Below are 21,354 nucleotides of genomic sequence, written 5' to 3' on the forward strand. Positions count from 1 at the left end.
TAACTAGCATCAGATTTACTTTCAATTTTTGGATCAGATTTTTATCAAGTAAATTTTTTTGCGGTATTTCTTATCAATTTAGCGATTTAATCAGCTTTTAGCTCTTTGGAAAGGGGGGATTTTGATAAAAATGGCCGTTATTAGCCATTAATCAGAAAATATAAACCGATTTTTTACCAACTCTAACCGACTACAAACCACTTTTTTACCAACTTAAACGCCATAAACAGTGACTCAAACCGATTTTTTACTAACTCAATGACCAAAAAATGTCATAAACCGAAATTTTACTAACTCGATTTTTTACAAAGTCCGATATTTGTGTAAACTTTAGAATATGTGAATGAGCACTCACTTTTTGTAAAGGGGGTTTACAGGGGATTTGACTAGTGACAAATTAGCGAGAGTAAAAGTTGCTAAGGACCAAGCTACGGTTTCTAGCTTCACACTTGCAACTTGTTAACTTTACTCTCGCCGCTAACTAATTTCTATTTACTATGTTTATCAAACCACCATTGAATATAAGCGACTTTAGCCATCAAGTTTGACGGCCGTTTTGTTATGCCATGTGATGCATCAGGAATACGTACCATTGCTGTATCAACTCCTTGTAGCTTTAATGCTTGATAGAATTGCTCGGTCTCAGAAATAGGAGTGCGGTAATCCGCTTCACCAGTGAGTAGCATGGTTGGTGTTTTAACATTACCAACATAGCTAATTGGCGAGCGTTTCATATAATGCTCAATATGATCCCATGGCTTACCTGGGAACCAGTAATCGGCAAAGAATGGGTAGAAGTCGGCAGTTAGTACAAAGCTGATCCAATTGATCACCGGCTTGGCAACAACAGCGGCGGCAAATCTGTCTGTATGGCCAACAATCCACGCCGTAAGTACACCGCCACCTGAGCCACCGGTTACAAACAGTTTTGACTGATCAATAAAACCTTTGCCAATAAGCGCATCAACGCCAGTCATTAAGTCATCAAAATCGTTACTAGGATAATTGTGATGAATAGTTTGCGCGAACTCCTTCCCGTATGAATCACTACCACGCGGGTTCATATATAAAACCACATTACCTTTAGCGGCAAATAATTGTATTTCAGCGCTAAAGTGTGGACCGTAGTTAGCGACAGGGCCGCCGTGTATTTCTAAAATAAGGGGATATTTTTTACTACTATCAAACCCAGGAGGGTAGGCGACCCAACCTTGAATTGGTAAGTCGTCATAACTTGATTTCAGCCAAATTTCTTCTACTTTTGCCAGCTGTTTATTACCAAGCGCGTCGTCATTTAATTTTGTTAAACGTTGTGTTTTACCATTTTTAACTATTGCTATATCAGCAGGACGTTGGGTATCAGCAAGCGTGATTGCCACATCACCATCGTCGCTTATATCAAAGTCACCACCAGAATAAGGGCGACCGAATGAAACACTCCCTATTTTTTGTGTGATCACTTTTCGTTTGCCGCTACGTGGTTGATAAGCGAGTGCGGTTTGGCCTTCACTGGCGTAACTAAAATAAAGCCCTCTAGAATTATCAGCCCATTTAATTTGCTCGACACTGCGGTCAAAATCAGCGGTTAAACTTGTGGTCTCACCCGATTTTAAATCGCGAATGTATAGCTGGGTATTTTCATAATTGGTACGTTTATCATCATAACCGGTATAGGCAAGATAACGCCCATCTGGTGATATTTGCGGTTGCTGATCAGGACCTTCTCGGTCGGTAAGCGCTGTTATTTGTAGATCATTTAATGTCAGCTGATATATTTCAGAATTTGTTGGTTTGAGTTTAAAGTCAGCATGGCGATTAGCCGAAAAATAAAGGCTGTTACCATCTTCAGAAAAGCTAACTGGCCCGCCATGATCAAAGTCGCCAGAGGTTAACTGACGGGCATTACCGCCATTGGCTTCAATAGTAAACAAATGACGAAAACCAGGCTTGGTATAACCGCCGCCATCGGCACGATAATATACGTCATCAATAAATTTAGCAGGCTCTGCCCAGCTGGCACCTTCAGGCTTGCCTGGTAAGTTAATAGGAGAACTAACTTTACTCGGTACAAATTGGCTAAACAGTAATTGCCGACCATTAGGTGACCACTGCAAACTTGCAGGGCTTTGAGTAAGATTACTAATTTTTGCAACAGCGCCTGTTTTTAGCCATTTTACATAAATTTGGCTACTGCCATCACGAGTTGAAATAAACGCTAAACGTGATTGGTCTGGCGACAAGACAGGGGAGTAATCCATATGTACACCCGATGTAAGCGGTTGTAATTGCTTTGAACTACTGTCGACAGACCAAATATTACTAACTTTACTATCTGATTTAATGTCCATCCGATTTCGAACAAAGTAGACGGTTTTACCGTCGTTAGTCATTTCAATTTGATTGGCATATTCAAGGTCGAATACATTTTCTAGTTGAAAAGTTTGCAGGTTATCATTGGCTAATACTGAAAAACACAGCGAGGTTAGGAGGGCTGCGGGGGCAATCAATTTCATTTTAATTCCTTGTTATTAATTATCGCACCTAACCGTTATAGAATAACAAAACCCAAAGGTACACCATCATGCGATGAATACCTGATTGATTATTAGTGGCTACTTGCCGACATTAGTATTTTTGAGTGGTTGAGCTGCGATAGTAAATTCACACTCGGTGAGTACTACACTTTTATTACATTGATAGAAAACGGTTACGTAAGTGTCTTGAGGCACTTGCTCTGCGAGCGTTTTAGTAATTTTAAACTGCAATTGTTGCTGATTAAAAGCAATTAGCTGTGCAGCTTCAAAACCAAAAAATTGCTTTACGCTTGGATATAGTGCTTTAAAAATACTTTCTTTTGCTGAAAAAATGACGGTTAATGGATGTGAAAGCTGCCCAGCCAATCGCCTAAACAGTGGATATTCATCAGGATGCAAAATTTGCTTTTGTAGCTCTAGCTCTTGTTTGGCACTCATTAGTTGCTCTATATCAATACCAATTCCAGCGATATCAGTGTGCTGACATGCTATAGCCATTGCGATCCCTTGCGTGTGGGTAATGCTACCAATAATGTTTTTAGGCCATATGGGCGCGCGATCGGGGCCTGAGATAATATCAAAACAGGGGATATTGAGGGCGGTTAACACCTGTTTTGCGTAAAAACGGCCGGCGAGGTATTCAGCTCTTCGTTTAACAACAGCCTTTTGTAGTTGTTGCGGTAACACAATCTGATAATTTAAAAAGTCACTGTCAATAAAACTGCTACTGTCAAACTCACAACAATAACTATTATGACTAAGTTGTGGGCTCAGTTTAGTATAAAGAGAAAAATCCATAACATTTTGCTGTTTTGTTTAGTGTCATTAGTAAGACTTTGATAATACGCTAATAACTTCATAAATAAAGTAAAGGCTATGACTATTTAAGCTGAGCTTTGGTTAAGAGATTTACTAACATATTTATTTTAGCATTAATATTATTTTCAGTTGCAAATGGTCAACTACTGGGTAGTTGGTCAACAGGGAAAAACATTGCTCGTGATATTGCAATATCAGCAAACGGTCAGTTAATAGTGGTAGGCTATCGTAGCTGTGAAGCTGATGTGATCAACTCTCTAACGAAGCAAAATACGCTATTTCAAGTTCATCGCCTTGATATTAATTCTGTAGCACTATCTGCAGATGGACAAACAGCATTAAGCGGTTCAAGCGATAAGTTTAGTTATTTATGGTCAACGAAAGATGGCACTATTTTAAAAGAGTTCAAATTAGCGACTCGTGTTAATCATGTCAGTATAAACGAAAATGCAAGTTTAGGTTTTGCGATAGATTCTGTTGATGATCGTATACTTCTTGATTTAAACACCGGTATTAAAAAAGCTGAGCTAAATATATTTACTAATTTTATAGAGTTTAACCACTCGCGGTTTGTAAATGATGATAAAAGGTTTTTTACCGGCTCACCGAAAAGCACGATACAATTATGGCGTGTAAAAGATGGTACATTATTGGCTGAGTATAAAGCGACACAACTGCGCATTCGTGGCTCAGTTTTAGCTGTAGCGTATGATAAAGAAAATAAAACAATTGTCAGCGAAAGCAGTGATGGAGTACTAGAAGTTTGGCCGTATCAGTCTAAGTAAGCGAAAATTTAATTGGATTTTAAAAGCCGTGTTTACTTAACAAACCCGGCTTTTATAATTACCACTTAGCGCTATTAATAATCAAACTTATGTTCAGTAAATAAGCTCTGTACTTGTTGCCATATTTTCCCTGGTTTGCCATCAGCGACCAGTTGACCGTTGAGTTTTACCACTGGGCCAACTTCTTTTGTGGCACTGGTGATCCATACTTCATCGGCTGCAAATAGTTCCTGCTTAGTAATAATACGTTCTTGAACTTTAAAGTCACTGTGGCTGTGTAATATCGTTAAAATTAACCAGCGAGTGATACCCGGTAAAATTTGGTTATCCAATGGGGGGGTGCTGATCACGCCATCTTTAACAATAAACACATTACTTGAGCTTGCTTCGGTAAGCTCATCTAAGCGATTGTATAAAATGGTTTCTTTATTGCCAGCCGCCGCACCATGCTGGTAATGAATCACGTTGCCGAGTAATGCGGTTGACTTGATGTGGCAACGCTGCCAGCGCTTATCTTGCTCAACGGATACAGTATAAGTCGTGGCGTTGTCGATATCACTAACGGGTTGTGCTGGAATTTCAAAGGCGTAGGCAAATACCGTTGGCGTAATACCACTCGGGTAGGCATGAGCACGCTTAGTATCAGCGCCACGGCTAACGTGCAAATAAATACCAAGGTTTTCACCGTGATTTTTCTCACACAGCTGCTGGCAGATTTCACGCCATGTATCAGCTGTATAATCGAGTACAATTTCCAGTTCATTTAAACCATTTTTCATGCGTTCAATATGCGCTGCAAAGCCAAGCATGTTGCCATTATAGGCAGGGATCACTTCGTAAATACCATCGCCAAATAAAAAGCCTCTGTCCATTGGCGATATTTTTGCGTGCTCTGCGTTCATATAGTCGCCGTTTAAATACACCGTACTCATTATAAATCCTCATTCTGATTGGCAACATCGCTAAGCTGACGTAGTCTTGCGATGAGTTGTTGGCCATGCATAGCATGTAAGCCATCTTCGGTTAATTCGTTTTTGTGAGTAACGCCATCTACACTGCCACGTTCACTCAAATATTGCAGGATTGCTAAAGTATCGACTTCTGCGAGTAAGTCTTGGCTATGCCAGCGGCTTAAAAACGCAATAATGCCGTAAGCTGCCCAGTTTGATACATCCGCTAACAGCAGTTCATCGCAGCAAGTAAGGCACGGCATAATGCTCAGCTCAGTCATATATTGTGATAAATTGCCCATCCCTATTTCGTTACCGCCATCACCAATAGCTACCGTTGGGCAGGAGGCTTGGCTGACAAAAAAATCAAAACAACCACAATCAGCCGAAATATCAATACCACGCATATTGTAATATTTATTGCCGTGACACAGCCCGGGGCGCTCGATAGACAATACGCAATCTGGTTTTAACTCAGCCAGCGCAGCTTTGCTAAAAGCCATTGCATCAGTAAAATTATTCAGTGGCAATTCAAAACAGTTAAATTCATTTTTCAGTGCACTGTAAAGGGGGTTTCCACAGACTAAAATAGGATTTTTACCTAGCGTAATTAAAGCATTGTATAAAGCAATGGCGCCAACAGGGCCATCGGTTTCAAAGGTTTGCTTGACGGCAAAACCGGTACCAATGAGTACCGTACTTTTGGCATCAAATAACGACTTTGCAGCGCGCAGATAAGTCCCTGTCTGTTGATAGGCATAGAGATTTTGCATACCACGTAGGTTTTGTTCTACCATCATGGTTTCGATTGCTTGACTTAATTGTTCATCACTTAACGAGTGTGGCATAACGCTTTGATCTCTTGAATTAGGGCAATGCCTGCTGCGTTATCGCCATGCACACATAAACTGTCGGCGTGTAAAGGCAGTTGGTTGCCCGATTGTGTGGTTACGCAGCCGGTGGCGAGTAACTGTTTAACTTGCGCTATTAGCGCAGGTTTATCATGCACACTACCAGCAATTTTCCGTGATACTAATTGACCGTCATCGGTATATTGGCGATCAGCAAATGCTTCTAAAATTAATTCAAGGTGATATTGTTGAGCAAGTTGTTGATGTTGCTCTGCTTTCGCAGTGGCGAGAAGCATTAGTTTTAAAGGGCTCGGGTAACTGGCAACAGCTTGCATCACCGTGGTCAAAATTGTTTTATCGGCCATCATATCGTTATATAACGCGCCATGTGGCTTCACATACTCTAAAGTGAGGCCTTGTACTCTTGCCATACCTTCAATTGCGGCTATTTGATAATGCAGGCAATTGCTTAGCTCTTGTGGTGTTAATGCCATGGAGCGACGCCCAAAGCCCTGTTTATCAGGATAGCTGGGGTGCGCGCCTATAATGACATCATGTTGTTTAGCAAGCATCAGGGTGCGTGCTAGAACATCACTATCACCGCCATGAAAACCACAAGCAATATTAGCCATATCAATATGCGGCATTACCTCTTCATCAAGGCCCATTTGCCATGCACCAAAGCTTTCCCCTAAATCACAATTGAGCTTCATCATTATTCCCGTTTAAAAAGCCGAGATATGGGCGTTTTGAATGTCGGTGATCAGCATATGACCTGGGCTATGTGTAATGCAAAAATCAGGCGCAGCATTAGCTATGGCTACTTGCGGCGTGACACCACAGGCCCAAAATACCGGTACTTCACCGTCTTTAATGGTGACAGATTCACCAAAGTTAGGGCGATTAATATCTTTAATACCTATTGCAGCTGGATCCCCAAAGTGAACTGGCGCTCCATGCACATCTGGAAAGCGGCTACATATTTGGATTGCCCGAATCGCATCTGCCGGCTTCATCGGTCGCATACTAACGACCATGTTAGCATGAAATATACCGGCGCTTTCGCAAGGAATATTAGTCATGTACATAGGTACATTTTTATTTTCCGTAATATTACGTATTTCTAGGCCCGCCAACTTTAACGACTCTTCAAATGAAAACGAGCAACCAATTAAAAAAGTGACCAAGTCGTCGCGCCATTGCTCTTTGATATTCGTTACTTCTTCAATCAATTGGCCATTTTTAAAAATACGATAGCGAGGTATGTCAGTCCTAATATCTAAATCATGCGCAACATTTGGAATGCTGGTAGCTCCAGGCGTGCGGCTACTTGCTACAATTGGGCACGCTTTTTTGTTTGCTTGGCAAAATTGTAAAAAATCAAACGCATAGCGCTGGGGCAAAATCACTAAATTAGCCTGTACAAAGCCGGGAACAAAGCCCGATGTACTACCGGTATAATCTTCATTCCTGATCATATTACGAATAGCGTAAGGCGTAGTAAGTGATGCGTTATGTTGCATAGTATCCTCGTAAACTTTTAGTTGTTGTTAATGCCACTGACGGTAACAGGCAAAGTACCTTGCGCTGGCTTTTTACCAACTAGTACTTTTGCAAGAGCAGTAAAAGCTGGCCCTGCTACTTTAACATCATTATCTACATCTATGTTATACGCATAAGTTGCTAAAATTGCATCCGCATATTGGCCAAATGTGGCAATATCGTATGGTGCTCGTAAACTAACAAAAACGGTTTTCTTATCAGCTTGTTGCGCTTGCTGAAGCAGTTTTTCAAGTGCCGGACCTTGCGCCGATTTTGCAATTGCAAATGCAGGGTTATCAGCAAGGTCATCCATGCCGCCAATTTCTACCGCGCTTTGGTTTGGTGATGCATTGCCTGCAATGATGATATCCGCTTCATTGATTGCTTTTAACGTCGCTGTGGGCTCAAAGCCTTGTAAACTGGTGCAGCTAAATGCAAGTGGTTGTTGAGTATTTTCTGTAATTGCCTGTTGTAGCGCCAAACACTTGCGGGTATCAGGCATGATGATATGTACTTTACTATTTGTCGTCAGTTTAATCGGTAAAGTGTGCTGGTCATTTTTAACTTGGGTAATGGCGGCAAGAGCCAGCTCTGCTTCGACTTTGCGATGATTATCATCACCGAGAATAAGTTGTGCTTTTTGCATTGCTAACGATTCGTCAAGCTCTGTGGTCAGTTTAAATTTACTTTTTAAATTGATGATGCGTTGAGCAGAGATAGCGACTTCGTCGGCTTGTAAATTACCTTTTTCAACTTCGCTCACTAAGCGGCTGATCAGTTTATCTAATACGACTAAATCTTTTGGACTACGAATTTCAATTGGCATCAAAGCAATATCAACCCCGGCAGCAAAGGTATTTACAACGGCTTCAATTGGTTCGAAAAAGTGGCTAATACCAGCCATATCTAGCGCATCGGTGATCACTACACCTTGATAGCCCATTTCATCGCGTAATAATTCGCTGATGATTTTATGCGACATCGTCGCAGGTTTGATCATGGTTTTGCCATCTTTACTAACAAATGTGCTGCTATCCAGTGCTGGGTACTGAATATGCGCAGTCATGATCATGCCAGGGTTTTGCTTTTTAATAATAGTTTGAAACGGAGGTAAATCTTTTTCCCAGATAGTTTCTTTATCGTGCATTACTTTTGGCAAGCCAGTGTGGCTATCAACGTTTGTATCACCATGGCCTGGAAAGTGTTTCAGTGAGGTAATTACGCCATTACCTTCAAAGCCAGCAACTTGTGCGCCACCTAAAATACTCACAAGTGTTGGATCTTCACCGTATGAGCGCACATTAATAACCGGGTTATCAGGGTTCATGTTTACATCAACAGTTGGTGCATAGTTAACATTCACACCAATGGCTTTTAATTCATCAGCAATCACTTGTGCAGATTGTGTAGCAAACTTGGTGCCGTGAACCGCATAACTTGCGCCAATCGACATATTACCAGTAAATGAAGTGGCAATATCACGAGGAATACGTGCAACACGTCCGCCTTCTTGGTCAATTGAAATAAATAATGGTGCGCCTAAGCTCGACTTTGCCGCAGCTTGTTGCATAGCATTATTTAATTTAACAATTTGCGCAATATTATCGATATTTTCAGCAAATAAGATCACCCCACCAATATTATGTTTAGTGATCACCTTGGCTAAATCTGCAGGTAATTCAGTGACTGCATTACGGCATTTTTGCTCAGGTGTGTTCTCGCTGTCTTGCTCACAATAATAACGAAAATCGAGCATCAGCTTTTGGCCAAGCTGTTGCTCAAGGGTTAAATTGGTCGCTGCAAAGGTCGATTTCATTGGTAATAAACACCCTAGTCCAAAGAGAATTGATGATATGGCAAACTTATTTAACACAGTAGGCTCCAAAGCTGAATTGCTTATTTTATTTATGAATATTTTATTCCTGATGGTAATGCCATTTTGGATTAAAATACAACATATTTTTGTCACATTAACGTTTTTTTTGCAGAACTGCAAAAACCACCGACGAATCACATGCTTGCCTGATCATTACATAAATATTAAGAGTTAATAGTTATTTAGATGAAAAAAAATAATATTAGACGAGCTTTTATTAATGGTAATTCGCTCTTATTTCAAGTAATAATATATTCCATAATGCTTGGTGGGTCGCCAAGCGAGTAAATTAACAGAACGCAAAGGGGCAAATAATGGCAACAGCACTGACACTATTTCAACAACAACTCAGTGATAAGCTGCCTGCCTCGGCGTTTATTGAAGATTACCCTAGGCGCTATGCTTTTGGCACTGATGCCAGCTTTTATCGTTTAGTGCCGCAATTAATAGTACTGGTTGCTGATCAGCAACAAGCGCAACAGGTCATCAGTGCCGCTGCAACATATAAAGTTGCCATTACTTTTCGTGCCGCCGGTACTAGCCTATCAGGCCAAGCAATTACAGATTCTGTATTAGTGCTGCTTAGTGATTGCTGGTCTGGTTATCAAATTGAAGATAACGGCGCTGCCATTCGGTTAGAGCCAGCTATTATTGGTGCTCGTGCCAATGCCGTACTTGCGCCTTTTGGCCGTAAAATTGGCCCTGATCCCGCTTCAATCAATAGTTGTAAAATCGCTGGCATGGCAGCCAACAATTCATCAGGTATGTGCTGTGGCGTGGCACAAAATAGTTACCATACAGTAAAGGACATGACCTTAATCTTCGCTGACGGTACAGTGCTTGATACACGCAGTGAGCAAAGCCGTTCTAAATTTTTACATAGCCATCAACCGTTTATTAACGATATCACTGCGCTTGCCCAGCAGGTTACAAATAATCCTGAGTTGGCACAGCGTATCGCTCATAAATACCGCTTAAAAAATACCACGGGTTATGGTTTAAACGCGCTAATTGATTACACTGATCCGATTGAGATCATTAAGCATTTAATGATTGGCTCTGAAGGTACGCTGGGGTTTATTGCTGATATTACTTACCACACGGTGATTGATCATGCTCATAAAAGCTCAGCGTTTATTATTTTTGATGACATAAGCCAAGTCTGTGAATTAGTAAAGCAGCTAGCAACGCTTGATGTAGCGGCGGTTGAGTTATTGGATAAGCGCTCGCTCCTGTGCGTCGCGCATCATGACATCATGCCTAAAGATGTTCATAACTACCCAGCAGATAGTGCAGCATTATTAATCGAAGTACGTGCAGAAGACGCAACACAATTAGTTAATTTACAACAACAAGTGGATCAGCTTGTCGCACATTTTAGCGCCCATCAATTAGCGATTATGGCGTTTTCAACAGATGCTAAGCGCAATGCATCATTATGGAATATTCGTAAAGGTACGTTCCCGGCAGTCGGTGCAGTGCGCGAAAATGGCACCACTGTGATCATTGAAGACGTGGCTTTTGAGCTGGATGTATTAGCTCAGGGTGTTAAAGCTCTGCATCAATTATTTGATAAATACAGTTACGATGAAGCGATTATTTTTGGCCATGCCTTAGCGGGTAATTTGCATTTTGTATTTACCCAAGCATTCGATACACCAGCGCAAGTAGCGCGTTATGAGCAATTTATGCGGGACGTGTCGCAACTGGTGGCGGTTGAACTTAATGGCTCATTAAAAGCTGAGCATGGTACTGGGCGAAATATGGCGCCGTTTGTGGCAACTGAATGGGGCACTGATGGCTTTGCTGTGATGCAACGTATTAAACAATTGTTTGATAAAGACCACATTTTAAACCCAGGAGTGATCATCAATACCGATGAAAACTGCCATATTCAACATTTAAAAACCATGCCTAGCAGCGACGATATAATCGACAAATGTATTGAGTGTGGTTTTTGCGAAACCGTATGCCCATCAAAAGGACTCACCTTAACGCCGCGCCAACGTATTACGCTGTGGCGACGTCGCACTGAATTAGTTAATCAACTTAGTAACACCGGTGATATTAGCGAAAAACAGCACATTAATCGTCAGCTCAGCAGTATCGAAAAAGATTTTCAATATTTAGGTATTGATAGCTGTGCAGCAACCGGGCTGTGTGGCATGAAATGCCCCGTTGGTATTAACACCGGTGAATTTATAAAATCCCTGAGGGCAAAAAAGCAACTCAATGCAAAAGTGGCGCCGCGCATAGCCAGTTTTGCGGTCAAACATTTTGCGGTATTAGCAAATACAGCACGCTTTGGTTTAACCAGTATGGCGATGGTGCGAAACATCATTGGTGCACAGGCACTGCGTACTTTAACCAAACCGACTAATAAGCTGATTGGCACCCCACTTTATTATTCAGCGTGGCCAAGGGGGGAGCAGCCAATTAATCACAGCATAGTACATGCACAACAGCCTGATAAAGTGGTTTATCTTCCCAGTTGTGCCAGCAGGGTGTTTGCAGCCGATGAGCAAGTGGATGACCGCCGCTCAATTATGCAAGTTATGCATAGCCTCGCGACTAAAGCGGGAATTGAACTGTTACTGCCGATGCAAATTAATGAGCTATGTTGTGGCATGCCCTTTGCCAGTAAAGGCTTACCTGAACAGGCAAAAAGTAAAGCTGAGCAGTTACTCGATATCGCGCAGCAGGTGTCTGAAAATGGTCGTTACCCGATTATTTTTGACGCCAGTCCATGTGCATTAACAAGCAATGATGCAGCGCAACAGCGCGGTTTAACAGTACTCGAAAGCGCTGAGTTTGCTTATCAATATTTATTGCCTAAGCTGACCATCACAGCCCAACCAGAGCCGGTTATGTTACATGTTACCTGTAGTAGCAAACGCCGTGGCAGTGAACAACAACTTGTTGCCGTAGCTAAAGCATGCAGTGACGAAGTGATTATTCCGGCTGATATTGAATGTTGTGGCTTTGCCGGCGATAAGGGCTTTAACTTGCCAGAGCTAAATGCTAATGCATTAAAAACGCTGCGTAACCAAGTGCCTCAAAATTGCAGTAGCGGTATTTCTAATAGCCGCAGTTGTGAAATTGGCTTAACTCAGCACAGCGGTATTAACTACCAATCTGTGCTGTATTTATTAGATAAAGTGAGTCAAGCAGCCTCTTGATGAGGCTTAGACATTATACTTTGCAAAAAATCCCGCGTTTATAGCACGCATACATCACTAGATAAGAGGCGAGTAAAAATAGCAACGAATAGCTAAAAGAGCCTAAATAATTACCAAATAGCGGTTGTAATACTTGATTAAATATAGCACTTTTTAAACTTGTATCAGCCACTGGGATCATAATTAAAATACGCGCTACGATGCCAGCAAACATAAAGAACAAAATAGCGTTAGCGCCAAACACTAAAAACGGCGCACTCCACAAGCGAACTTTACGAATATCGAGAATATAGCTACACAGTGCATAGCATAACATCGCTAGTCCTGAGCTGATTATTACATAGCTTGGTGTCCATAGTGCTTTGTTTATTGGTATTAAAAGTGAAAGTAAGCACCCGCAAACAATGCTTGTAATAGCCACTAGGGTAAATATTCTGACTTGTTTGCCAAGGTTTTTTTCAGTGCTTATATAGTATCCGCATAATATTCCTGATAATTCCTTTTGCCTGGATTGCATTAACCGATAGTGTGATCGACATCCCAACACTAAAAATAAAAAATGGGAAAATTAAATCAGTGGGTATATAACCAATTCCCTGGGTTATTGACTAGAATCATCGCAGTGATAGTGAACCCTCGCAGTACATCTAAGGCGAGCAAACGATGACTGGGTAATTGTGATAATATATTCTGGCAGTGATGTTTAACCATAACGTTCTTTTATTTGTTATTTGTCTTTTAATTGTAATAATTTATTCATTTTGCGCAAGGTAAATTTTCTTCGCTTATTTTGTTAAAAGCGCAAACAGATAAATTGATTTTTCTATGGGGAAACAGCAATCGCTTAGCGCAAGCTCAGCAACAAATTGTTGCATAAGTTCAACTGGCATGTAGTGAAAATTCAAATAATATTACAAGTATTTGAATTTAAAATTTTTATGTCGCGAGAGCCAAGCTGAGCGCGGTCTAAAAATTGCATAGAGATAAATTATTAGCCGTTGGGAACAACAGAAATAAGTACTTTACGAGCTTTTAGCTGGATCGTATGGGAGCTATTTGCTATCATTTATCGTTAGTATAATTGCCAAGGAAATACAAGGCCAGCATAGAGAAGTAAGTATTTTGCTAGACCGTGTTAATATCAATCTTGATTTAAAAAAGTTAATCTTATTTTTAGCTATTTCAGTGACTGTGATCACCTTTCTAAATGGCTTTTATTCCAGCTACCAAGTACAAAAACAGCAGCTACAATCGCAAACCTTAAAAAACCATAATGCGTATGCCGCTAAACTTGTCTCTGCCACTGACCGGTTTCTACTGGCTGCTCAGCAGCAACTCGCTTATTCAGCAAAAATTCTTGCAATCCAATTTAATGATGCAAACACTCTTGCGCAAGAGGCGCAGCGACTTAGGTTGCAAACTGATAGCTTTAACTCAACGGTTGTCGTTGACAAAAATGGTGTGGTATTAGCCCATTCACCATTGAGTCTAAAGCTAAAAGGTCAACTTTTAGAAAGTGATGGTGCAAAACAAGCACTAGCGAATAAAAAGCCAATGATCAGTGAGCCTTATATTTCTGCGGTAGGGAACCTCGTGATAGTTATTTCGCATCCGATATTTAACTCTCAAGGTGAATACCTTGGCTACATAGGAGGGACATTATATCTAAAACAAAAAGGGATTTTACACGACTTACTGCAAGTACATTTTCATAAAGACGGCTCATATATCTATGTTATTGATAAGAATAGGCGCTTACTTTATCACCCTGATGTTGCTCGGATCGGTGAACAAGTTTTTGGCAATCCAGTGATCGAAGCGGTGCTAAGAGGTGAAAGCGGCACTAGGCAGTTAATTAATAGTCAAAACATTGTCATGCTGGCAGGTTATGCACCATTAAAAAGTGCCTCTTGGGGCATTGTCACACAACGACCATTAGACGCTACATTTGCGCCATTAGACGATTTAATGATGAATGTTTTATATCGAACCCTGCCAGTAGGGTTGGCAACCTTTATATTTATTTGGGTGCTAGCTCGGTTAATTTCAAAGCCGTTAAGGCAACTTGCAGAAACGGCTAAAACACTTGATAACCCGTCAACTTCGCAACAGTTAAAGCAAGTGCGGTCTTGGTATTATGAAAGCTCTGAACTGCGTTTAGCTATGCTAAAAGGAGTCGGCTTATTACAAAACCAGATTGGTCTATTACAGCATGAAGCACAAACAGATCCACTTACGGGCTTACATAACAGACGTAGCCTGGAGCTCATGTTAGATCAATTAACTTTACAGCAAACACCCTTCACTGTGCTTGCTATCGATATTGATTTTTTTAAGCGTGTTAATGATGAGTTTGGCCATGATATTGGTGATATTGTTTTGCAATCGTTGGCTACAATTATTGTTGATGTAACCCGTGAAAATGATTTTGTTGCACGTACGGGGGGAGAAGAGTTTATTGTTATATTACCAAATATTAACGCCAAATCAGCTTATCAACTTGCGGAACGATTACGTATGCGTGTATCAGAAACAATCATCGAACCAGTAGGAAGTATCAACATATCAATAGGTATTTCTGGCTGGCCACTGATGCAATTGAGTGTTGAAGAGATACTCAAACAAGCGGATCAGACTTTATACAAAGCGAAAAAAACGGGTCGTAATCGGTGTATTATTGATTCTCAGTTTATCCAATCTGATGATTCTCAGTTTATCCAATCTGAACTTGTCGAGCAGGAATAATTTATTGGCAATGGCTTTTAACTATGCAATATTAATAGCCTGTTTTTAATGTTATAAGCTACTACAATGTTGTTAAATATCAGTTTTAAACTAATGTCACTGCTTGGAGTGTATGCTTTAAGCAGTGCAGCAATTGCCCATGACGCTAACGCTACATATTCCGACCCAGCTCAAAGCTATCGTAGTGAGTTTGTTGATGTTGCAACGTTAATACCGACCGCATTATTTGATATTCGCTATTTTAGTGGGCAAAACTTTGTTGGTAAACCAATCGAAGGTTATAACGCGCCTAAATGCTTATTGCATAAAACGGCAGCTGCAGCGCTGGTAAAAGCACATTCTCAGGCGGAGCAAGCAGGTTATAATTTTAAAATTTATGATTGTTATCGACCACAACGAGCCGTTGACCACTTTGTGCGTTGGGTTAACGACGCAACTGACACAAAAACCAAAGCAGCGTATTACCCTAATTTAGGAAAAGATCAGTTACTCGGTGATTATATCGCAGCTAAATCAGGCCACAGCCGTGGTTCAACAATTGATTTAACTTTGACTGATAGTCAAGGCAAAGCACTAAATATGGGCTCACTGTTTGATATGTTCGATACCATCTCAAATACCGGTGATCCGCGTATTACTCAAGACCAACAAGCAAACAGATATAAGTTAAAAAATATCATGTTGGCCGCTGGATTTTCGCCTTACGCAATGGAGTGGTGGCACTTTACCTATCAGCCGCAAGCCTACCCGAATACCTATTTTGACTTTGTGGTCGAGTAATTAAAACTGCTCCTCAATGGGTGAATAATTAATTGCGATTTCAATAGTATCAATAACGGTATATTGCTTTAAATCACTTATTGTTGATTTCAAGTCGGTATTTTTATCGACTAGGAATTGATAGGTGTGCTTGGTAATTTTTTTTGTGTTGTACGTACTTTTGAGTGCTAGCGGAATATCGTCGCTTTTCAAGGTGATAAACACGGCTCCAGTGACAATTCCTTGCTCCGATGTCGCGTGATTATGGACAGTTGTTCCTTTAAGTAATTTATCCGTTTTATAGCTAATCTTTTCCCCGTTATTATTAATTGAATTGCTAACTAAAAGTGTTGTTTCTACATTCTTTAGTTTTTGTGAAGTATTTAAAGCTACTTCTTGAGCTTTTTCATTGCTAGTATTGACGCTGTTTTCGGTACTATCAGTTAGTGTTTCATTTTTTTTACATCCACTTATTAGTGCGATTGTAATTATAACTAGCTGTAATTTAAAGTTATTTGACATTTTTTAAATTTCTCCATTTACCTTTGTTTACATTTGGCTTTCTTTGGTTAACATCATTAGTGTACATTGTTCTTGGTTATGAATGTTAACCAAATTAAAATTATAACAACAGGGGATTATTAATGTATCAATTTAAAGTAACGGCCGTTGCTTCGATGGTTACGGCTATTTTGGCATCGACTCAAGTACAAGCTACTGAGCAAACTCGATTTTTTAATGCGCCAAGCGTCAGCTCTCAAGTTCAATTTAATCCACAAATAACCCAGCAACGTGCATTAGCTGAACGTAGAACAGTATCGGGGCATGATTCAATTTTTGATGCTCAGCTTGGCAAGGCAACGTTTCTTTGGCAAGCCGTTGGTCAAGCAAAACCTAATATGTCAGTTGTTTTACCTGAACAAAGAAATGCATACGCTGCAGATTTTTATTTAAATGCTTTAACCGGTTTCAGTACTAGTAAAAAAGGGACGTCAAACGCAGTTCTTGCAGATTTATCTAAACAAAAAAGTGGTTCTGTAACGGCTAAATATAAACAACAAGTTCATGGCGTTGAAGTTTTTAATCGTGAATATAACCTTATCATGGATAAGGAACATAACTTGGTGGCAGGATCAGGCTATTTTGCTAACACAAGTGCAAATACTAAACGTTCATTAGCACCATTAGCTGATTTTGTTGGTGCTGAGCAGAGCATTAAACAAGCGATTAAAAAGCTAGCAGATATTAATGTATCCCTTACAAAATCAACTGAACAAGGCGATTACGTTAAATACACTGTAACTAATCAAAGTGGTGATAAAGTTGTAGTTGGCCAGCCGCGCGCTAAAAAAGTATTCTTTGAGGTTAATGGTCAACTTGAATCAGCTTATTATGTTGAAGTTGAAGTCGCAGATAAGAGCAGTTTAGAAAGTGACTACTTCAGCTATGTTATTGGTGCAAAAAACAGCAAAGTATATTTCAAAAAAGACCTGAAAGCGCATGCTGCTGATTTTAACTACCGTGTCTGGGCTGATGCAGATGGTTACCCATGGGAAGGCCCACATGGTGATGTTATTCCTGCTGACGGTCCTGATCAAACAGATGAAACCGAAATCCTTGATGCACCGATAGTGAGCCTTTCTTATTACAGTAAGTTAAGCACCATGGATCCATGGCTTACTGATGATGCTACAACTACATCTGGTAATAACGTATTTGCATATGCCGACGTTATAGCACCACAAGGTTTCACTGAAGGTGACTTCACTGCTGAAACAACCTCAGATTTTACATTTGATTACCCCTATCAAGTTGATCAAGTCGCAAACAGTTACGACAATCGCAAAGCGGCAATTGTAAACTTATTCTACATGAATAACTTTTTGCACGACTTCTTCTATGATCATGGTTTTGATGAAACTTCGAATGTAGCTCAGCTCTCTAACTATGAGCGCGGTGGCATTGAAGGGGATCCTATTGAGGCTCAAGCGCAAGATAATAGCGGTTTAGATAATGCTAATATGGCAACACCAGCTGATGGTGCAAGTCCACGTATGCAAATGTATTTGTATAATAGTAAAGACGCAAAAGTAGGCACAGACTTTGGTGTGGTTGTAACCTCTGACGCAACTATTGGAGTTCTTGAGTCTTCTAAAGTCTCGGGCTTTGGGCAATTCCAATTTGCTGATGTTACAGCTGAAGTTGTACGTTTGGTTGATGGTAATGACACTGATTCAGATAGCGTTTTCGATGGCTGTGAGCCTGCAACTAATGGCGCAGAGTTAGCTGGAAAAATTGCCCTAATTGATCGTGGTTCGTGCAACTTCACAGCAAAAGTTTTACATGCTCAAGAAGTTGGAGCAATAGGCGCAATTGTTGTAAACAACGTTCCAGACACTGATGAGCCTGCGGCTATGGGCGGTGAAGATGATGCTGTGTTAATTCCTAATATGGGTCTTAACTTTGCTGATGGTCATCTGATGTATGACTCTATAAGTGCTGGTAATACAGTTACTGTTAATATGTTCAATAATGCCAAGTTAAAAGATGGCACACTTGATAACGGTATTATTGCTCATGAATGGGGCCACTATATTAGTAACCGTTTAGTTGGTAACTCTGCGGGTCTAATTAACTTCCAAGGCCGTGCAATGGGTGAAGGCTGGGGTGATTTCCACTCCCTGATGTTTATTGCTAAAGCTGATGACATCAACATCACAGGTAACGACAAGTTCCAAAAAGCATACGGCAGTGGTACCTTTGTTGAAGACTTCTACTATGGTATTCGTCGTGTACCATACTCTACAAATAAAGAAGTTAATCCGCTTTCATTCCGTCACATTACTGAAAATGCAGGTGCAGATGTAGGCATTTCACCAACAAGTGTAGCCTCTCCACATGCTGCGGGTGAAATTTGGGCGACTATGCTTTGGGAAAGTTATGTAGCATTAATCAATGAACATGGTTTTGAAGAAGCACAAAATCGCATGGCTAACTACCTTGTTGCAGGCTATAAACTAACACCAATTGCGCCTTTATATACTGAAGCACGTGATGCGATATTAGCGGCGGCATACGCTGTTGATACCAAAGATTATGAGCTGATTTTAGGTGCATTTGCTAAACGCGGCATGGGTTTAGGTGCTGTAGCGCCAGATCGTTTCAGTGAAGATTTAACGGGCGTTGTAGAATCTGACAAGATGGAACTGGCTAGCTTTAACCTCAAAGATGTGGCTATTGATGCAAACTACAATGGTGCAGAGCTAGGCTTTTGTTCAAATGACGGTATTGTCGATAAAGGTGAAACGGCCACATTAACTGTGAGTATTACAAATACTGGTAGTAAAATGCTTACTGGTACGCAAGCTCAACTGACTGTGGTCAGTGATCATGATGTGACATTTGAAAATGATGGTTTAGTTACATTTGCTGACACAATGCCATTTTCGACTGCAACGAGTTCACCCCTTAAGTTTACCTTAAATGAATCAGGTACAGCTGAAAACTTAGAAATTGAAGTATCATTCCCAGAGTTATCTGCTGACGATGAAATTGTTGAAGCTGCCACTGAAAAAGTTACTTATTCGGTCAACATGGCTTTTAAAGAAAAACAGCCAGTCGGCGCGCAAACTATGGATAACATGGAAGTAGCGAGAGCATCATTATATGATCTAAAAGAAAATGTAATGATCGGTGGTGATTTAGCTAAAGGTACACAAAGTATGGCAGCTGATGATAATGTTGCCTTTTTCAACAGCTTTGGTTTTGAGCTTGGTGAGCAAACGATGTTCTTGCAGAACAACGATTTCCAATCAGATGTAGCGATAGAAACTAAAGGATTTGATATTGGCTTTGCAGGTGACTTTGAGGTGTCATTCTGGCATTTTTATCGTATTGAAAACGAGTGGGATGGTGGTGTTGTTGAAATTAGCGTCAATGGTGGTAGCTGGGTTGATGTGACTGAAATGGGTGGTACATTTAATCGTGGTTACGATGGTCCGTTAATTGAGAATGACTCCCAAGCTATCCAAGAGCGTGATACGTTTACAGGTAACAACATCAATCAGGATAACGTATACGGTAACTACGAAACAATTAATTTTGGTAGTGAACTCAATGGTAATAGAGCAAAACTACGCTTTCGCCTTTCATCAGATGGCGCTGTTGGTGATTTAGGATGGTGGATTGATAACCTTACATTTAACAATGTAACAACGCCAATCTTCTCAGCAGTAATTGCTGGCGATGCAGTCGCATGTGATAACGCAGCTCCTATAGTAACAGTTACCGGTGAGTTAGGTATTAAGGAATCAGTAACCAGTACTTTAAATGCTGTAGCCACGGATAGAAATGCAGATGAACTCACTTATGCATGGACACAAGTAAGTGGCACAACCGCAACACTATCTAATGCAGATACTGCGGTACTTAGCTTTACTCCAGGCGCAATCACAAGCGACGAAGAAGTCGTGTTCGAAGTTGCGGTCAGTGATGGCACCGTATCGGTTACCGAGCAAGTAACGGTTGCCGTAAGCAACGAAGCAGAACCTGTGGTTGAAAAGCCCAAATCGAAATCAAGTAGCGGTAGTCTAGGCTTCTTGATGTTATTACTTACTCCATTAGCAATATTTGGTCGTCGCCGTAAGCGTTAATCATAATATTAGTAACGATTAAGAAAAGCCCTTGCAGTTAGCTGCAAGGGCTTTTTTATTGGTCGTATTTACAAGCCATTATAAAAACGCATGTTACCGCTGCGTGCTGTTTTTTAGTTTTGAATTTACTACAGGTTGGCTCATGACTGAGTATTTATATATTAATTAATAAAGGGGTTGACATAACTTATTAACCCTGTATAGTTTGCTGCAGCTAGAAAGAAAGCATGAAAGCTATAAATCTCCATTTCGATGTTGTATAAGTAATACTTGTAGTACCGTCCTGAAGTTTTTAAAGTACCATCTCATTTTTTGCTACACCGCTCATTAGAGCAATTATTTTATTTTTATATCAGGATATTACAATGTCTAACATCGTATCAGGTACAGTTAAGTGGTTCAACGAGTCTAAAGGTTTTGGTTTCATCGAGCAAGAAAATGGCCCAGACGTTTTCGCACATTTCTCAGCAATCAAAAGCGAAGGTTTCAAAACTTTAGCTGAAGGCCAACGTGTAGAGTTCACTCTTTCACAAGGTCAAAAAGGTCCACAAGCAGAGAACATCACTGCTGTATAATTTTACCTTTTAGGTAGAATAAAAAAAGCAAGCTTAGGCTTGCTTTTTTGTGTCTGAAAATTGACGTAACTTGCTCCCCCTCCTATT

At 40.5% G+C, this 21,354-nt stretch carries 15 protein-coding genes; 6 read left to right on the top strand and 9 right to left on the bottom strand.

Annotated elements, in window-relative coordinates:
- Positions 1-488 precede the first annotated feature (488 nt).
- Together FW757_RS05910 and FW757_RS05915 are read right to left on the bottom strand one after the other, a co-directional pair.
- Positions 489-2,513 carry a S9 family peptidase gene (locus tag FW757_RS05910; protein WP_446440979.1) on the bottom strand — a complete coding sequence of 675 codons (2,025 nt, stop codon included), beginning with the start codon at positions 2,511-2,513 and terminating at the stop codon, positions 489-491.
- Positions 2,514-2,612: 99 nt separating this feature from the next.
- Positions 2,613-3,332, bottom strand: a complete 720-nt coding sequence (locus tag FW757_RS05915) for a 4'-phosphopantetheinyl transferase family protein (RefSeq protein ID WP_446440980.1) — start codon at positions 3,330-3,332, stop codon at positions 2,613-2,615.
- A gap of 98 nt (positions 3,333-3,430) precedes the next feature.
- Between FW757_RS05915 and FW757_RS05920 the strand changes: the two genes are divergently transcribed.
- Positions 3,431-4,138, top strand: a complete 708-nt coding sequence (locus FW757_RS05920) for a WD40 repeat domain-containing protein (protein ID WP_446440981.1) — start codon at positions 3,431-3,433, stop codon at positions 4,136-4,138.
- 74 nt (positions 4,139-4,212) lie between these two features.
- Here FW757_RS05920 and FW757_RS05925 read toward each other — a convergent pair whose 3' ends face one another.
- From FW757_RS05925 to FW757_RS05945, 5 genes are read right to left on the bottom strand one after another with little or no spacing between them, the layout of a single operon-like run.
- Complete coding sequence (locus FW757_RS05925; RefSeq protein WP_145238837.1) at positions 4,213-5,070, bottom strand: aminotransferase class IV; 858 nt, start codon at positions 5,068-5,070, stop codon at positions 4,213-4,215.
- Positions 5,070-5,936, bottom strand: coding sequence for a glutamate cyclase domain-containing protein (locus FW757_RS05930; protein ID WP_182717338.1), 867 nt, complete (start codon positions 5,934-5,936; stop codon positions 5,070-5,072). Before FW757_RS05930 ends, FW757_RS05925 begins: the two co-directional genes overlap by 1 nt.
- Positions 5,921-6,652, bottom strand: coding sequence for a 5-oxoprolinase subunit PxpA (locus FW757_RS05935; RefSeq protein ID WP_182717351.1), 732 nt, complete (start codon positions 6,650-6,652; stop codon positions 5,921-5,923). Before FW757_RS05935 ends, FW757_RS05930 begins: the two co-directional genes overlap by 16 nt.
- A gap of 12 nt (positions 6,653-6,664) precedes the next feature.
- Positions 6,665-7,462 carry a putative hydro-lyase gene (locus FW757_RS05940; protein WP_149980357.1) on the bottom strand — a complete coding sequence of 266 codons (798 nt, stop codon included), beginning with the start codon at positions 7,460-7,462 and terminating at the stop codon, positions 6,665-6,667.
- Positions 7,463-7,479: 17 nt separating this feature from the next.
- Complete coding sequence (locus FW757_RS05945) at positions 7,480-9,297, bottom strand: glycoside hydrolase family 3 protein (RefSeq protein ID WP_182717339.1); 1,818 nt, start codon at positions 9,295-9,297, stop codon at positions 7,480-7,482.
- A 374-nt stretch (positions 9,298-9,671) separates the two neighbouring features.
- Between FW757_RS05945 and FW757_RS05950 the strand changes: the two genes are divergently transcribed.
- Positions 9,672-12,536: an FAD-binding and (Fe-S)-binding domain-containing protein gene (locus FW757_RS05950; protein ID WP_446440982.1), complete on the top strand. Its 2,865-nt coding sequence runs from the start codon at positions 9,672-9,674 to the stop codon at positions 12,534-12,536.
- Positions 12,537-12,549: 13 nt separating this feature from the next.
- Here the strand turns inward: FW757_RS05950 and FW757_RS05955 are convergent, their stop codons facing one another.
- A complete protein-coding gene (locus FW757_RS05955) occupies positions 12,550-12,852 on the bottom strand; it encodes a hypothetical protein (RefSeq protein ID WP_259398744.1) in 303 nt (100 codons plus the stop codon).
- Between the two features lie 740 nt (positions 12,853-13,592).
- Between FW757_RS05955 and FW757_RS05960 the strand changes: the two genes are divergently transcribed.
- Complete coding sequence (locus FW757_RS05960; protein WP_446440983.1) at positions 13,593-15,281, top strand: sensor domain-containing diguanylate cyclase; 1,689 nt, start codon at positions 13,593-13,595, stop codon at positions 15,279-15,281.
- A gap of 66 nt (positions 15,282-15,347) precedes the next feature.
- Positions 15,348-16,061 carry a M15 family metallopeptidase gene (locus tag FW757_RS05965; protein ID WP_446440984.1) on the top strand — a complete coding sequence of 238 codons (714 nt, stop codon included), beginning with the start codon at positions 15,348-15,350 and terminating at the stop codon, positions 16,059-16,061.
- On the opposite strand, the gene FW757_RS05970 is transcribed toward FW757_RS05965, so the two are convergent.
- On the bottom strand, positions 16,062-16,562 hold the full coding sequence (locus FW757_RS05970; RefSeq protein WP_182717342.1) for a hypothetical protein: 501 nt from the start codon (positions 16,560-16,562) through the stop codon (positions 16,062-16,064). It lies immediately after the preceding gene.
- A 122-nt stretch (positions 16,563-16,684) separates the two neighbouring features.
- On the opposite strand from FW757_RS05970, the gene FW757_RS05975 reads away from it, so the two are divergent.
- The gene (locus tag FW757_RS05975; protein WP_182739354.1) at positions 16,685-20,692 is read left to right on the top strand and encodes a rhombosortase-dependent M36 family metallopeptidase; all 4,008 of its coding nucleotides are present in this window, start codon (positions 16,685-16,687) and stop codon (positions 20,690-20,692) included.
- A gap of 365 nt (positions 20,693-21,057) precedes the next feature.
- Complete coding sequence (locus FW757_RS05980; RefSeq protein WP_058559473.1) at positions 21,058-21,267, top strand: cold-shock protein; 210 nt, start codon at positions 21,058-21,060, stop codon at positions 21,265-21,267.
- Positions 21,268-21,354: the final 87 nt, after the last annotated feature.

It is taken from the genome of Pseudoalteromonas sp. 1181_04 (genome assembly GCF_052850545.1).